Here is a 13,755-nt window from a genome sequence, read left to right on the forward strand (position 1 = left end):
CGGGGGGTTTACGAAAGGTCTTCGAACTCGAGACCGAGTTCGTCGAGCACGGTCCGGATCATCTCGTAGTCGTCTATCGTCCCCTCCTGAACGCCGGTGAACCAGAGCGGCTCGCCGTCGTAGTCGTCGCCGTGCGAGAGGTCGTCCTCCCCGGCGTTCAAGATCGCCTCTTCGATCTCGCCTTTCACGGAGTTGTCCCAGTTAGACCGGGTCACGAGCGGCGCGCGCGGGATCGGGTCGGAGACCGCGAGCAGCTGGAGCTCGGTGCCGGACGACTCGATCTCGTCGCCGGCGCCGTCGTACTCCGCGGAGATGTCGACGAAGTCCTGCGACATCTCCTCGAACTGCCCTTGGGGCACGTACGGGGCGGAGGAGAACGCGCCGGTCGTCGCGGCCATCACGTCGTCGCGCTGGACCATCTGCTCGCGTGCGGTCGTGTGGTCCGAGTACTCCGCCTCGAAGTTGCCCGCGTCGCCGTCGGGGGCGTTTCCGATCTCGAGCCCGGCGTCCTGAAGTACCGTGAGTGGGACGAGCGTCCCGGACACCGAGAGGATGTCGCCCATGTAGATGAGCTCACCCTCAAGGTCGGAGAGCGACTCGATGCCGCTGTCCGGCGTCGTCGTGATCGTCGAGAAGTACTGGGCAGCGCCGTACGCGACCCGGATCCCGACGATGTCGAGGATGTCCTCGCCCGCGATGACCGCGGACGGGGAGATGTCGGCGATTTCGCCCTGATCGTTGCGGATGGCCTGAAGCGTCGCCGTGTAGCTCTCCGCGCGGCTCGCCTCGATTTCGACCTCGACCTCCGACTCGAGGTACTCGAACATCGGCTGGTACTGCTCCTCGATGGCGACGTCCGCCTCCGCCGGGTTCAACACGAACTGCGCCGTCGGCACGTCGTCGGTGCTGCCGGAGGTGCCGCCGTTGGAGCTGTTGCCGTCGCCGCCGTCACCGCCGCCGGAACATCCGGCGAGCGCGACCACGCCGCCCGCGCCCGCTGTTTTGACAAACGTTCGCCGGTTCGCCGACCACCTGTTGTCGGACATACAGGCGGTACTTTCGCTCGCACGACTAATCGTTTTCTATGTTTTCTATATAGATCATGAACGACCGTCACGGCCGGACGGCGGCCGACCGGCCGATCAGAACTCGCCCAACCGCGACTGGCCGTCGGTTCCGCTCCCCTCTCGGCTCCCGGCGCCGCTCAGTTCGGCCGCCCGAGCGATCGTCTCGAAGAAGCCGTCGCGCTGGCTCCGGTCGTACAGCGTCGCCGCCGGGTGGACGGAGAGCAGCACCCGCCGCGAGTCGCCGGCGAGCCGCGCGTCGACCACCTCGCCCGACTCCGAAGTGATCGCCACCGAGCGGTCGAGGAGGTGTTCGCTCGGCACCTTCCCGAGCGTCACGATCAGCGCCGGGTCCAGCCGGTCGATTTCGCTTTCGAGGTGGCCGCGGCAGTTCGCCAGCTCCTCCGTCGTCGGGTCCCGGTTGTCGGGCGGCCGGCACCGCACGCAGTTCGTGATCCGCACGTCCGCGCGGGCGAGTCCGGCGTCCCGCAGCGCGTCGTCGAGCACGTCGCCCGACCGTCCCACGAACGGCTCTCCCTCCTCGTCCTCGTTCGCGCCCGGTCCCTCGCCGACGAACAGCAGGTCCGCGTCCGTCGGCCCGACCCCGTCCACGATCCGGCTCCGGGACTCGACCAGCGCCGGGCACCGCTCGCAGGCCGGCACCCGGAGGTCCTCGTCGAGCGGGGAATCGGCGTCGCCGCCGTGTTCGCTCATACGCACGGCTCCGGGCGCGGGCGTCTAAGTCCCGTCGGTCGACCCGGAGCGCTCACTCGCCCGCCGCCGCCTCGCGGTGCGCGCTCGCGGCGAGCGACGCGATTCGGAGCGGCTCGCAGCGCCGGAAGCCGTCGCGGGTGAGTCCCCTGACAGCCGCGGCGGCGCGCTCGGGGTCGATACCGACCGCGCGGACGAAGCGGGGGTCGTCGGTGTCCGGTGCGTCGTCGCCCACGTCCGAGGGGTCGACCGCGACTCGGGCGGGGAGCGACCGGTACGCCGCGAGACGGTCGGCGAGCGCGTCGCCGTCGAACGCCTCGCGGAGCGCCGGTTCGAGTCCGGGACTCTCCTCGTAGCTCACGGCGTACACCGGTCGGTCGAGCGTCTCGGAGAGGCGGTCGAGGTCGAGGAGGTTGAACCAGGCCGGCGCGACGCCCGCGCAGGCGACGTGGCGAACGTCCTCGCGGGCGAGCGCGCGCCAGCAGTCGAGGACCGCGTCGGTGGCGTCCGTCCCGCCGACGGTACACCGCGCGAACGCGAAACCGTCCGGAGTCCCGTCGGCGCGGACGACGACGCCGGCCGCGTGGCTGGCGTCGCGGGCGTCAGAGAAGGCAATGCCGAGCGTCCGGCTCGGCGGGGCCACTCACGCGTCCTCGGACTTGATCTCCTGGAGCCGGTCGAGAAGCTCGTCGTTCGAGGCGCCGGGCTCGTAGTCGACGGACCCCTGATGGGTTTCCTGGGCAGCCTGGACGCCGTCGTCGTCGTCGAAGTCCGCGTCCAGGTCCTGATTCTCCTGTTCGGACTCGTCGTAGCTGCCGAAGCCCATATGTGTGTGAGACTAACAGGGGGTTACCCATAAATCCACGGGCGAGGGGGGATCCGAGCGTCGACCGCGCGGCGGCATCCGAACGCCGGCCGCGCGGCCGCGACTGTAGCCTTTTGTCGCTCGGGGGGCGAGTACGGGTATGGAGCCGATCACCGTCACCGCGGACGCGGAGGAGTTCACCTGTAACGCGTACCTCGTCGTCGGGGACGTGACGACGCTCGTCGACGCGGGAACGATGCCCGGCGTCGACGACGTAATCGCTGACGCGCTCGACGACGCCGGCGTCGACGGACTCGACCGCGTCGTGATCACCCACCAGCACCACGACCACGTGGGCGAGCTCGACGCCGTGGTCGACCGGTTCGACCCGCGGGTGTTCGCGTACGCTGACCACCCGCACCGCGACGTCGCGCTCGAGGACGGCGACGAGATACTCGTCGGCGACGAGGCGTGTGAGGTCATCTACACGCCGGGCCACGCCGACGACCACGTCTCGCTCGTCGGCGAGGAGCGGCTCTACTCCGGCGACGTCGTCGTCTACAACGACGGCGCGTTCTCGGACGGCTCGTTCGGCCGCACCGACATGGCCGGCCAGTCGCGCGAGCGCCTGATCGAGAGCCTCCGCGGGATTCTCGACCGGCTCCCCGACACCACCGCGGCGATGTTCCCCGGCCACGGCGACGTCTACCGCGCCGCCGACGGACCGGACACCGTCCGCGAGGTGATCGAGCGCGCGACCGAGCGCGCCGAGCGCCGCGAGCCGAAGTACCCCGACGAGTGACCGGGACCCGGATGTAAAAGCGAGCGACGAGAAGGCCGACCGCCAACGTCGGCGCGCGCCTCCGAGCGGGCGCCTAAGGCGGCCGCGAGGAGCGCGTGCGAGGGAGGCGGCGGTCCGGCGCGGCCCCGCCCGCGCCGGGCCGCCCGCCGAGGTTGGGGAGGAACGAGGCGCACGCGCGGCTGGCCGTCGAAACGAGACGAGAGTCCGCGAGAAGGGCCGGTTCCGGCCCGGAGTCGACCGGATTACGCCGCGCGGCGTTCGGTCGCTTTCGGGCGGAGGTTGGTGTAGCCGCACTTGCGGCAGCGCTCGGCCTCGGAGGCGTTGCGGGCGTTACAGCGCATACAGATCTGTCGGTCGAGCATGCGGCGTTCGGCGGCGTCGAATTTGGCCATACGGCTACTGGACGTGCGGTGCTGTAAAAGGTTGCGAGACGCCGCGGCGACCGCGGAAAGAACGGCTATCGAGCGAGAACCGGGGTCAGGCGCCCGCTTCGGAGAGGGCGGCCTCGATGTCCTCGCGCTGCGTGACGCCGACGAAGCGGTCGACGACGCCGTCGTCGTTCTCGACGATGAGCGTCGGGAGCGAGCGGACCTGGTACTGGTTCGCGACGTCCTGCTCCTCGTCGACGTCGACCTTCTGGAGCTCGAACGCGTCGCCGAGGTCCTCCTGAATCTCCTCCAGGATGGGGTCTTGGGTCTTACACGGGCCGCACCACTCGGCGTGGAAATCCAGCAGTCGAACGGTCATAGTCGGCGTCAACTATCGCCGGCCCGCGCATAAGGGTTTCCCACTCGTGCGTGCGCGCGACCCACGCGACCGGCCGACCGCGCGGCGACGGCGCTCACCGCGACCCGAGCAGCGAACGAAACGTTTAGAACGCGGCGACCCACAGAAACGGGTATGAGTGGTTCCAACTCCGGCGGGCTGATGTCCAGTGCGGGACTGGTCCGCTACTTCGAGAACGAGGACCGGAACGCCATCGCGATCGACCCCAAGACGGTCCTCGCGTTCTGCGTCCTCTTCGGCGTGTTCGTCCAGATCCTCTCGCTGACGGTCGCGTAGAGTCCCCCCGCGTTTCCTCGTTTTCCCGCCGAACCGACCGTGAACCGACCGACCGCGTAGCGCGCCCTTTTTCCACGCGCCCGCCCCACCGATCCGTATGAAAGCAGGCGTCATCGCCGTTCAGGGCGACGTGGCCGAGCACGCGGCTGCCGTGCGTAACGCCGCGGCCGCCCATGACGAGTCCGCGGAGGTCGTCGAGATCCGGGAGGCGGGGATCGTCCCGGACTGCGACGTCCTCCTCGTGCCGGGCGGGGAGTCGACGACCATCTCGCGGCTGATCCACCGCGAGGGGATCGCCGCCGAGATCGGCGACCACGTCGCACGCGGCAAGCCCGTGCTCGCCACCTGCGCCGGACTCATCGTCTGCTCGACCGACGCGAAAGACGACCGTGTCGACGCGCTCGGCTTGGTCGACGTCTCCGTCGACCGCAACGCCTTCGGCCGGCAGAAGGACTCCTTCGAGGCGAAGATCCCGGTGACCGGACTCGACGACCCCTTCCACGCCGTGTTCATCCGCGCGCCGCTCATCGACGACGTGGGCGCGGGCGTCGAGACGCTCGCGACGGTCGAGGGGCGCCCGGTCGCGGTGCGCGACGGGCCGGTCGTCGCCACCGCGTTCCACCCCGAACTCACCGACGACCCACGGATCCACGACCTCGCCTTCTACCCCGAGCGGGAGGTGGTCGCGTGAGCGATCCGAGCGCGGACGACAGCGAGGCGGCGGGGACCGACCCCGAGACCGACGAGGATCCGGAGGTCCCGTCCGAGGCCGTCATCGACGAGCTGTTCGCCACCATCGAGTCGCGGAAGAAGGAGCTGCCCGAGGGGTCGTACACCGCCTCCCTCTTCACCCACGAGAAGGGCGAAAACGCCGTCTTCGAGAAGATCGGCGAGGAGACGACGGAGGCGATCCTCGCGGCGAAAGACGACGACCGCGAGGAGCTCACCTACGAGAGCGCCGACCTCGTCTACCACCTGCTCGTGCTGTTCGCGATGAAGGACCTCGACGTCGACGACCTCCGCGAGGAGCTGCGCGACCGTTTTTAGATCCCCTTAGCGCTCCCGTTCGAGTTCGCGGTCGATGTCGTCGACCTCCTCGGTCTCCAGTTCCTCGCCGATGCGGCGCTCGAACTCCGCCTCGCTGATCTGCCCCTCGACGTACTGCTTCCGGAGGCGGTCCTGGCGACTGCTTCCGGCGTCGACCGACGTCGACGACGACCCGGAGCCGATCGAATCGATCGAATCGAGCGACGCGGAGTCGTCGTCGCCGAGCAGCCACGAGCCGGCCTTGTACGCGACGTAGACGATTCCAGCGAGGACCGCGAGCGAGACGATTCCGGAGATCACCGCACCGACGAGTCCGATGATGGCCGATATCACGGACAGTACGACGCTGATCCCGATCAGGATCACGAGCGCGATCGCGCCGTAGTAGAGGGCCTTCGTTCCGTCCATGCCTCGGGGTCGGGCTGCCGGGCGCAAATACCTTCTCCCGCGGACGAGGCGCCCGGTGCCCGAGAACCGGCGACCGCGATCTTTTGTTCTCGGGGCCGAACCTGACTGGAAGGACAGCACCGTGAGCGACACCGACTCGTCCGGGTCCGACGTGGGGACCGAACCGACTCGCAGAGCGATGCTTCGACGGACCGAACCGACTCGCAGAGCGGTGATTCGACGGACCGGACCGATCGCGGTCGGTGCTGTCGCGGCGACCGCCGGCTGTATCGACCGCGGGGGCGACGAGGCGAGCGAGAACCGCGTCGACCGCGATGTTGCCGACCCGCCCGTCATCGCGCACCGCGGCTTCGCGGCCGAGTACCCGGAGAACACGGTCGCGGCCGTCGAGGCGGCGGCCGCCGTCGTCGACCGGATCGAACTCGACGTCCGGCGCTGCGGTAGCGGCGAACTCGTCACCTTCCACGACGCGACGCTCGGGCGGGTGACGGACGCGACCGGCCGCGTGGACCGGACTCCGTACGAGCGGCTCGCCGACCTCTCCGTGGAGGGATCGGGCGAGCCGGTGCCGACGCTCGCCGAGGCGCTCGACGCAGTGCCGGCGGACGCGTGGGTCATGCTCGACCTGAAATCGCGGGGCGTCGCGGCGGACGCGGTCGCGACCGGCGCGGACCGCGGCCACGACCTCGCGGTCACCGCCGACGACCCCGCGGTGCTCGAGGCAGTGCGCAGGGCCGACCCGGCGGTTCCGACCGTCTACAGCGTCCGCGAGTCAGTCCCGGCGCGGCTCCTGCGACCCCTGATTCCGGGGCGTTCCGAGGGGACAGAGCTGCCGCGGTGGGCGTATCCGTCGCAGGACGTAGCGGGGATGGTCGAGACGGCGACAGAACTGGGCTGTGCCGCGGTGTCGCCGCGGTACGAGCTGTGTCTCCGGACGGACATCGTCTCGCGCGCGGCGGACGCCGGTCTTCGGGTGCTACCGTGGACGGTCGCCTCGGCCCGGGGGTACGAGGCGCTGGCGGCCGCCGGCGTCGACGCGGTCGTGTCGGATGTCACTCGCGGGCTTCGTGAGACGTGACAGCCGACCGGGAGTGTCGGCGCGCGAGGCGGCAGAAGTGTTATTCGTTCGGGTCTCGTCGCCCGAGAGGATGAATCGGGACGCCGACGCGGGCAAGGACGCGAGCGAGAGCGAGTCGGTCGGCGCGACCGGCAGAGCGTCGCAGGGGGTCGACCGCCGGACCGTCCTCGGCGCGCTCGCGGGCGCCGGGAGCGCCGGGGTCGCGGGCTGTTCCGGGTCGGAGCCGGACGACGCCGCGACGGCCGCCCTCGACCCGGACCGACTCGACGAGCTGGCGGCGCGGTTCGCGCCGACGCTGTACTTTGACGCCGAGGAGCCGTGGTTCCCGACCGACCCCCGCCCGTACGCGACCGAGGAGGACGGCGAGACGGTCGTCGACGGGTTCGCGGCGTTCGACGGCTACCACGAGCGGTACGACGAGGCGGGCGAGCCGCCGAATCCGACGGTGTTCTACAACGGGATGCGGTACGAGGACTCCCCGCTCGCGGTCGTCCAGTTCTGGTGCTACTCGGCGTTCGATCAGTTCACCGCGAACTTCCACTGGCACGACTGGGAGGTGCTCCACGTGTTCGTCGACCTCGACACGGGCGACCCCCAGCTGTACGTCGCCAGCTCGCACTCGCGGAGCGTCCCGAACAACGAGTTCCTCGATCCGGACCCGGACGTGGTCCCGCGAATCTTACCCGAACTCGGCTCCCACTCCAGCACGCTCTCGATCAACGAGATCCCCGACGGCTTCCGGCGCGTCGGCGAGGAGGGGCTCCTCGCCGACATCACGAACACGACGATCGACACGGTCGAGGACCTCCTGGGGATCCCGATCGCGTACGGACTCCCGCGCGACGAGGGGGCGCGGCTCCCCTTCGTCGTCCCCGAGTACGAGGGCGAACCGATCTACGAGCACCCCGACCTCCCCGCCGTCACCGAGGAGTCGCTGGTCGACGGCGCCCTGACGATACGCTCGCTCGACGCGCTGCGGTCGCCGCCGACCGACCTCCCGCTCCGCGAGACGGGGATCGCCTTCCGACACCGCGAGCGCTCGGTCGAGGACGGGACCGCCGACGGCGACGACGCCGCGCTCGCCGACGAGGTCGCCGAGTCGGTCGTCGAGTACGACCTCGTCGAGAGCGCGGAGCTGGAGGAGATCACCGCGTTCACCGGGCCGCAGCTCAGCTTCGAGTTCGCGGTCCCCGAGGCCGTCGAGGACGCCGTCGCGAGCCACATCACGACCACCGGCGTCCCGTGGGAGCAGCCCCGCTACGAGAACCCCGCGCTCGACGTCACCGCCGGGAACCACCGGTCGGAGCTGGCGGCCCGGTACGACGCCATCGCCGCCGAGGAGTCGTTCGGCGACGCCGCCGCCGGGGCGCTCGACTCGGTCGTCGCCCGGGTCACCCAGGCGACCGAGAGCGACGAGGCGCCCGACGGCGAGGGGCTGACGACGACCGACGCGGGCGTCGAGTCGTTCGTGCTGATCGAAAGCGATCCGGAGGCGGTCCCGACGTTCGCCGGCGGCGTCGCCGTCGCGAACGGCGTCCCCGAGGGCGACCACCGGCTCACGGTGAACGGCGCCGGGCGGACGCCCCACAGCGAGGAACTGACCGTCTCGGCGGACGACTCGGTGACGACCGCCGGCGTCGACGGCGAGATCCCGCTCGTCGCCCGCGAGAACGCGCGGAAGGTGGAGCTGTCGGACGCGGAGAGCAACGCCGACCTGACCCGGACGGCGATCGAGGACGACTTCGCCGGCCGGATCTACGACTCCGCGATCGACGGGAGCGACGCCGCCTACGTCCACGCCGGCGGCGCGTACACGACGGAGGTCCGCGACGCCGACGACGAGGTCGGCGCGTACCGCGTCAACCCGGACCCGGCGGGAACCGACGGCGACAGCTCGGACGACGGGGACGATGACGGCAACGACGGGGGCAACGAGGACGGGACTCCCGGGAACGCCCCGATCCGGATCGAACGTCCGGAGACGGGAGCGGCCCCGCTCGCCGGCTACGTCGCCGACGTGGCCGAGGAGACTCGGGCCGCGGTCGCGGCGGCGGCCGAGGGCGACGGCGGCGACGACGATGACGACGACTCCGGAAGCGGCGGTGGCAGCGGCGGAGGCGGCTCCGGCGGCGGCCCGTCGAACGCGGTCAACGGGCTGGAACGGGCCCTCGCGGCCGCGGTCGACCAAGCGAGGCGGGCCGAGGAGCGCGCCCGGGAGGGTGACGCCGAGGGCACGGAGCGGCAGTTGACGAATGTACTCGACCGGATCGCCCGGATCGAAGAGCGGCTCGCCGCTGCGCGAGAGGGGCTTCCGCCCGGACTCGCGAACGCGACCGGGAAGCGGGTCGAGCAGGCGACGAAGCGCGTCGAACAGGCGCAGAACGCCGACAAGCTGTAGACGAACCGCGCCTTCGAGGCGCCGGCGCCGTCCGTATCCCACCGTGTCACCGCGCACCAACGGATGGAAAGCTATAGGGCGCCGAATCGACCACGCACCTATAAGCAGATGTCTCAGGAGGGATACGACCACGCGACGGTCGAAGAACGCTGGCAGGAGGCGTGGGACGACGCCGACGTGTACCACGTCCCGGACGACGCCGAGGACCCGACGTACGTCCTCGGGATGTACCCGTACCCGTCCGGGAAGCTCCACATGGGCCACGTCCGCAACTACACGATCACGGACGCGTACGCCCGCTACCGCCGGATGCGCGGCGACGACGTGCTCCACCCGATGGGGTGGGACGCGTTCGGGCTGCCCGCCGAGAACGCCGCGAAGGAGCGCGACACCAACCCCCGCGACTGGACGTTCGACTCGCATCGACACGATGCGGGGACAGATGAAGTCGATGGGGTTCGGCTACGACTGGGACCGCGAGGTCACCACCTGTACCCCCGACTACTACCGGTGGAACCAGTGGCTATTCCGCCGCTTCCACGAGGCCGGTCTCGTCGAGCGCCGCGACGCCGAGGTGAACTGGTGTCCCTCCTGTGAGACCGTCCTCGCCGACGAGCAGGTCGAGGGCGACGACGAGCTGTGCTGGCGCTGTGATACCCCCGTCGAGACCCGCGAGCTGGACCAGTGGTTCCTGAAGATAACGGAGTACGCCGACGAGCTGCTGGAGGCGATAGACGATCTGGAGGGGTGGCCCGACTCCGTCCGCCAGATCCGAGCGCAACTGGATCGGTCGGCAGTACGGGAGCGAAGTCGACTTCGAGGTCAGCGAGGCGCGGAGCGCCTCGAACGGAGGCGACGAGGGGACCGAGCCGCGGGAGTACGGCGCAGTCACGGCCTTCACCACCCGGATCGACACGATCCACGGCGCGACGTTCTTCGCGATCGCGCCCGACCACCCGATCGCCGAGGAGCTGGCCGCGGAGGACGCCGACATCCGGCGGTTCGTCGAGGAGGAGGCCGACCCCGACGGCGACGAGCCGAACGGCGTCGCGACCGGCCTCACGGCCACGAATCCCGTCACGGGCGAGGAGATCCCCGTCTACGTCGCGGACTTCGTCCTCTCCGACGTGGGGACGGGCGCGCTGATGGCGGTCCCCGCCCACGACGAGCGCGACCACGCGTTCGCGACGAAGAAGGGCGTCGAGATCCGCCCCGTGATCGCGCCGGAACCGGACGACTGGGACGGCGAGACGGTCCCCGACGCCCCCGACGTGGAGGAGGCGGCGTTCACCGACGACGGGGTCGTGATCGACTCCGGCGAGTATACCGGCCTTGACAGCGAGACCGCGCGAGAGGAGATCACGGCCGACACCGACGGCGCGAGCGAGGCGACCCAGTACCGTCTGCGCGACTGGGGCATCTCCCGCCAGCGCTACTGGGGGACCCCGATCCCGATCGTGAACTGCGACGACTGCGGCGCGGTGCCGGTGCCCGACGAGGATCTGCCCGTCGAGCTGCCGGAGTTCATCAACACGACAGGCAACCCGCTGGACGCCGCCGACGAGTGGCAGGCGACGACCTGTCCGGAGTGCGGCGGGCCGGCGACCCGCGAAACGGACACGATGGACACGTTCGTCGACTCCTCGTGGTACTTCCTGCGGTACGTCTCGCCGGACCTCGAGGACGCCCCCTTCGAACTCGACCGCGCGAACGACTGGATGCCGGTCGACCAGTACGTGGGCGGCATCGAACACGCTGTGATCGGACCTGCTGTACTCGCGCTTCTTCACGAAGGTGCTGGCCGACGAGGAGGGGTTAGAGCACCGCGAGCCGTTCACCAACCTGCTGGCGCAGGGGATGGTTCAGCTGGAGGGCGAGAAGATGTCGAAGTCGGTGGGCAACACCGTCTCGCCCCAGCGGATCGTCGACGAGTACGGCGCCGACACCGCGCGGCTGTTCATGATGGAGGCCGCCCAGCCCGAACGCGACTTCGACTGGTCCGAGGAGGGCGTCAGGTCCACCCATCGGTTCCTGACCCGCCTCAACGACCTCGTCGAGGAGTTCGCCGCGGGCGACGTGGCGCTCGCGGGGGACGGCGACGCCGAGGACGACGCCGAAATCCCCGACCGCGACACCATCGACGACTACGTCGCCGACGAGACCGACGCCGCGGTCGCCATCGCGGGCGCGGAGTACGACGACCTAACCTTCAACGTCGCGCTCCGCGAGGCGCAGGAGCTGGTCCGCACGCTCCGGAGCTACCGAGAGTACGCCGACCCGCATCCGGCCGTCTTCGAGCGCGGCGTCGACGTCGCGGTCCGCCTGCTCGCGCCGGTCGCGCCCCACCTCGCCGAGGAGCTGTGGGAGACGCTCGACCGCGACGGCTTCGTCGCCGAGGCCGAGTGGCCGACCGCGACCGTCGACCGCGACACCGTCGAGCGCCGGCGCCGGCTGGTGACCAACACCCGCGAGGACGTGCGCGACATCATCGACGTCGCCGGCATCGACGACCCCGAGCGGATCGACGTCGTCGTCGCCCCCGACTGGAAGTACGACGCGCTGGCGATCGCGATCGACAGCGACGCCGACAACCTCATCTCCGAGCTAATGGCCGAGAGCCACATCCGCGAGCAGGGGGACGACGCCGCCTCCTACGGACAGGACCTCCAGGCGAACCGGGAGGCGTTACAGGAGACGCTCGGCGGCGACGCCGAGTACGACGCCTTGCGCGCGGCCGCGTGGCTGATCGAACGGGAGTTCGACGCGCCAGTGCGCGTCGAGCGCGCCGCGGACGCCGACGAGAGCGTGGTCCGCAAGGCGGAGCCGGGGCGTCCCGCAATCGACATCGTCGAGTAGCGCTCGGTCGACCTTTGAAATTACTGCCCGACCCCGGAAACGCTTAGTCGCCGGGGCGGCGCCCTCCGGTATGGACGATCCGTACGCCCCCGCGCGGGGCGCGCTCGCGGGCGAGGAGCTCGGCGGCGACCCCGCCGTCCTCGCCGCCCGCCTCGACGAGAACGATCCGCTCTCTTCGTTCGCGGACCGGTACCGGATTCCGGACGGTTTCCTCTACATGGACGGCAACTCGCTCGGTCCCGCGAGCGACGCCGCCCTCGCGAGCCTCGACCGCGTGATCGACGAGTGGCGCGACCTGCTGATCTCGGGCTGGACCGACGCCAACCCGCCGTGGTTCGAGGTCGGCGAGCGGCTGGGCGACGCGCTCGCGCCGTTCGTGGGGGCGGACCCGAAGGAGGTGGTCGTCGGCAACTCGATCACGGTGAACATCCACACGCTGGTCGGCACCTTCCTCGACGAACTGCTGGCCGGGAACGGGCCGGAGCGCGAGGGATTCAGGGCCGCGAACGGGGAGTGGGCGCCGGACGGGGACTCCGACGCCGACCCCGCCGTCCTCGTCAACGAACTCGACTTCCCCTCCGACCACTACGCGATCCGGGCGCAACTGCGGCAACGCGGGATCGACCCCGACGAGAAGCTGCGGGTCGTTCCGAGCCGCGACGGGCGAACGATCGACCCCCGAGACGTGGAGGCCGCGCTGGCCGAACACGACGACGTGGGGATCGTCTTCATGCCGACCGCGCTGTACCGGTCGGGCCAGCTGTTCGACGTGGAACGAATCGCCGCGGCGGCCCACGAGGCGGGCGCGTACGCCGGCTTCGACGCGGCGCACTCCGCTGGCGCCGTTCCGCACGCGTTCGACGAAGCCGGCGTCGACTTCGCGGTGTGGTGTACGTACAAGTACCTCAACGCGGGTCCCGGCTCGATCGGCGCGCTGTTCGTCCCCGAGCGCCACCACGGACTCACGCCCGCGCTGGCGGGGTGGTGGGGCCACGAGAAGGAAACGCAGTTCGAGATGAACGCGGAGTTCACCCCGGCCGACTCGGCGGGCGCGTGGCAGATCGGGACGCCGCCGCTGCTCGCGGCCGCGCCGCTCGAAGGCTCCGCGGAACTCCTCCGAGAGGCCGGTATCGAGCGCCTGCGCGAGAAGTCGCTCGCGCTCACGGACTTCCTCATCGCCCTCGTCGACGACCGACTCCCCAAAGTCTCGGTCGGCACGCCTCGCGACCACGCGTCCCGCGGCGGCCACGTCGCCTTAGAGCACCCCGAGGCCGAGCGGCTGAGCGAGGCCCTTACCGACCGCGGCGTCGTCGTCGACTTCCGGCCGCCGAACGTGGTCCGCGTCTGCCCCGCGGCGCCGTACACCTCCTTCGCCGACGTGCTGGAGGTCGTCGACGAGATAGAGGCGATCCTCGACTCGGGCGCGCACGAGGCGTACACGACGATCGAGGGCGGCGTGACGTGATCGGCGCGAGCGATTGTTTATAAACCGAACTGCGGTGGCGCGTGCCTGCGAGCGGCCGC

14 protein-coding genes and 1 pseudogene are annotated in these 13,755 nt (G+C 70.5%); 8 read left to right on the top strand and 7 right to left on the bottom strand.

The annotated features are described in order from the left end of the window. Window positions 1-8 precede the first annotated feature (8 nt). The 4 genes from ACODNG_RS07220 to ACODNG_RS07235 all read right to left on the bottom strand — a co-directional run bounded on the left by ACODNG_RS07220 (window position 9) and on the right by ACODNG_RS07235 (window position 2,601). Window positions 9-1,046 (bottom strand): PhnD/SsuA/transferrin family substrate-binding protein, encoded by a 1,038-nt coding sequence (locus ACODNG_RS07220; protein WP_434523022.1) that lies wholly within the window; start codon window positions 1,044-1,046, stop codon window positions 9-11. A gap of 96 nt (window positions 1,047-1,142) precedes the next feature. Continuing rightward, the gene (locus tag ACODNG_RS07225) at window positions 1,143-1,778 is read right to left on the bottom strand and encodes a uracil-DNA glycosylase (protein WP_434523023.1); all 636 of its coding nucleotides are present in this window, start codon (window positions 1,776-1,778) and stop codon (window positions 1,143-1,145) included. 52 nt (window positions 1,779-1,830) lie between these two features. After that, window positions 1,831-2,418, bottom strand: coding sequence for a DUF99 family protein (locus ACODNG_RS07230; protein ID WP_434523024.1), 588 nt, complete (start codon window positions 2,416-2,418; stop codon window positions 1,831-1,833). Next, on the bottom strand, window positions 2,419-2,601 hold the full coding sequence (locus ACODNG_RS07235; protein ID WP_434523025.1) for a DUF5786 family protein: 183 nt from the start codon (window positions 2,599-2,601) through the stop codon (window positions 2,419-2,421). It lies immediately after the preceding gene. 139 nt (window positions 2,602-2,740) lie between these two features. Here ACODNG_RS07235 and ACODNG_RS07240 point away from each other — a divergent pair, with 139 nt between their 5' ends. Beyond that, the gene (locus ACODNG_RS07240; RefSeq protein WP_434523026.1) at window positions 2,741-3,382 is read left to right on the top strand and encodes an MBL fold metallo-hydrolase; all 642 of its coding nucleotides are present in this window, start codon (window positions 2,741-2,743) and stop codon (window positions 3,380-3,382) included. A gap of 242 nt (window positions 3,383-3,624) precedes the next feature. On the opposite strand, the gene ACODNG_RS07245 is transcribed toward ACODNG_RS07240, so the two are convergent. Both ACODNG_RS07245 and ACODNG_RS07250 read right to left on the bottom strand, forming a co-directional pair. Continuing rightward, the gene (locus ACODNG_RS07245; RefSeq protein WP_048078454.1) at window positions 3,625-3,774 is read right to left on the bottom strand and encodes a 50S ribosomal protein L40e; all 150 of its coding nucleotides are present in this window, start codon (window positions 3,772-3,774) and stop codon (window positions 3,625-3,627) included. An 85-nt stretch (window positions 3,775-3,859) separates the two neighbouring features. Further along, complete coding sequence (locus tag ACODNG_RS07250; protein WP_006111654.1) at window positions 3,860-4,129, bottom strand: thioredoxin family protein; 270 nt, start codon at window positions 4,127-4,129, stop codon at window positions 3,860-3,862. Window positions 4,130-4,282: 153 nt separating this feature from the next. Here ACODNG_RS07250 and ACODNG_RS07255 point away from each other — a divergent pair, with 153 nt between their 5' ends. The 3 genes from ACODNG_RS07255 to hisE all read left to right on the top strand — a co-directional run bounded on the left by ACODNG_RS07255 (window position 4,283) and on the right by hisE (window position 5,491). Then, on the top strand, window positions 4,283-4,444 hold the full coding sequence (locus ACODNG_RS07255) for a preprotein translocase subunit Sec61beta (RefSeq protein ID WP_049910744.1): 162 nt from the start codon (window positions 4,283-4,285) through the stop codon (window positions 4,442-4,444). 97 nt (window positions 4,445-4,541) lie between these two features. Further along, window positions 4,542-5,135, top strand: a complete 594-nt coding sequence (gene pdxT / locus ACODNG_RS07260) for a pyridoxal 5'-phosphate synthase glutaminase subunit PdxT (protein WP_434523027.1) — start codon at window positions 4,542-4,544, stop codon at window positions 5,133-5,135. Then, complete coding sequence (gene hisE, locus ACODNG_RS07265) at window positions 5,132-5,491, top strand: phosphoribosyl-ATP diphosphatase (protein ID WP_434523028.1); 360 nt, start codon at window positions 5,132-5,134, stop codon at window positions 5,489-5,491. Before pdxT ends, hisE begins: the two co-directional genes overlap by 4 nt. A 6-nt stretch (window positions 5,492-5,497) precedes the next feature. Here hisE and ACODNG_RS07270 read toward each other — a convergent pair whose 3' ends face one another. Beyond that, window positions 5,498-5,899 (bottom strand): hypothetical protein, encoded by a 402-nt coding sequence (locus ACODNG_RS07270; protein ID WP_434523029.1) that lies wholly within the window; start codon window positions 5,897-5,899, stop codon window positions 5,498-5,500. A 121-nt stretch (window positions 5,900-6,020) separates the two neighbouring features. Between ACODNG_RS07270 and ACODNG_RS07275 the strand changes: the two genes are divergently transcribed. The 4 genes and pseudogenes from ACODNG_RS07275 to kynU all read left to right on the top strand — a co-directional run bounded on the left by ACODNG_RS07275 (window position 6,021) and on the right by kynU (window position 13,696). Beyond that, window positions 6,021-6,977, top strand: coding sequence for a glycerophosphodiester phosphodiesterase (locus tag ACODNG_RS07275; protein WP_434523030.1), 957 nt, complete (start codon window positions 6,021-6,023; stop codon window positions 6,975-6,977). 70 nt (window positions 6,978-7,047) lie between these two features. Beyond that, a complete protein-coding gene (locus ACODNG_RS07280; protein WP_434523031.1) occupies window positions 7,048-9,375 on the top strand; it encodes a hypothetical protein in 2,328 nt (775 codons plus the stop codon). A gap of 108 nt (window positions 9,376-9,483) precedes the next feature. Then, window positions 9,484-12,231, top strand: a pseudogene (gene leuS, locus ACODNG_RS07285) (leucine--tRNA ligase). A 70-nt stretch (window positions 12,232-12,301) separates the two neighbouring features. After that, a complete protein-coding gene (kynU, locus tag ACODNG_RS07290) occupies window positions 12,302-13,696 on the top strand; it encodes a kynureninase (protein WP_434523032.1) in 1,395 nt (464 codons plus the stop codon). Window positions 13,697-13,755 lie beyond the last annotated feature (59 nt).

The sequence above is a fragment of the Halorubrum sp. AS12 genome (assembly GCF_051122765.1).
Taxonomy (GTDB): domain Archaea; phylum Halobacteriota; class Halobacteria; order Halobacteriales; family Haloferacaceae; genus Halorubrum; species Halorubrum trapanicum.

Excerpts from the sequence above, each read along its gene's own strand:
- ACODNG_RS07220 (WP_434523022.1), bottom strand. The coding sequence starts at position 1,046 with ATGTCCGACAACAGGTGGTCGGCGAACCGGCGAACGTTTGTCAAAACA.
- ACODNG_RS07225 (WP_434523023.1), bottom strand. The coding sequence starts at position 1,778 with ATGAGCGAACACGGCGGCGACGCCGATTCCCCGCTCGACGAGGACCTC.
- ACODNG_RS07235 (WP_434523025.1), bottom strand. The coding sequence starts at position 2,601 with ATGGGCTTCGGCAGCTACGACGAGTCCGAACAGGAGAATCAGGACCTG.
- ACODNG_RS07240 (WP_434523026.1), top strand. The coding sequence starts at position 2,741 with ATGGAGCCGATCACCGTCACCGCGGACGCGGAGGAGTTCACCTGTAAC.
- ACODNG_RS07245 (WP_048078454.1), bottom strand. The coding sequence starts at position 3,774 with ATGGCCAAATTCGACGCCGCCGAACGCCGCATGCTCGACCGACAGATC.
- ACODNG_RS07250 (WP_006111654.1), bottom strand. The coding sequence starts at position 4,129 with ATGACCGTTCGACTGCTGGATTTCCACGCCGAGTGGTGCGGCCCGTGT.
- ACODNG_RS07255 (WP_049910744.1), top strand. The coding sequence starts at position 4,283 with ATGAGTGGTTCCAACTCCGGCGGGCTGATGTCCAGTGCGGGACTGGTC.
- pdxT (WP_434523027.1), top strand. The coding sequence starts at position 4,542 with ATGAAAGCAGGCGTCATCGCCGTTCAGGGCGACGTGGCCGAGCACGCG.
- ACODNG_RS07270 (WP_434523029.1), bottom strand. The coding sequence starts at position 5,899 with ATGGACGGAACGAAGGCCCTCTACTACGGCGCGATCGCGCTCGTGATC.
- ACODNG_RS07280 (WP_434523031.1), top strand. The coding sequence starts at position 7,048 with ATGAATCGGGACGCCGACGCGGGCAAGGACGCGAGCGAGAGCGAGTCG.
- kynU (WP_434523032.1), top strand. The coding sequence starts at position 12,302 with ATGGACGATCCGTACGCCCCCGCGCGGGGCGCGCTCGCGGGCGAGGAG.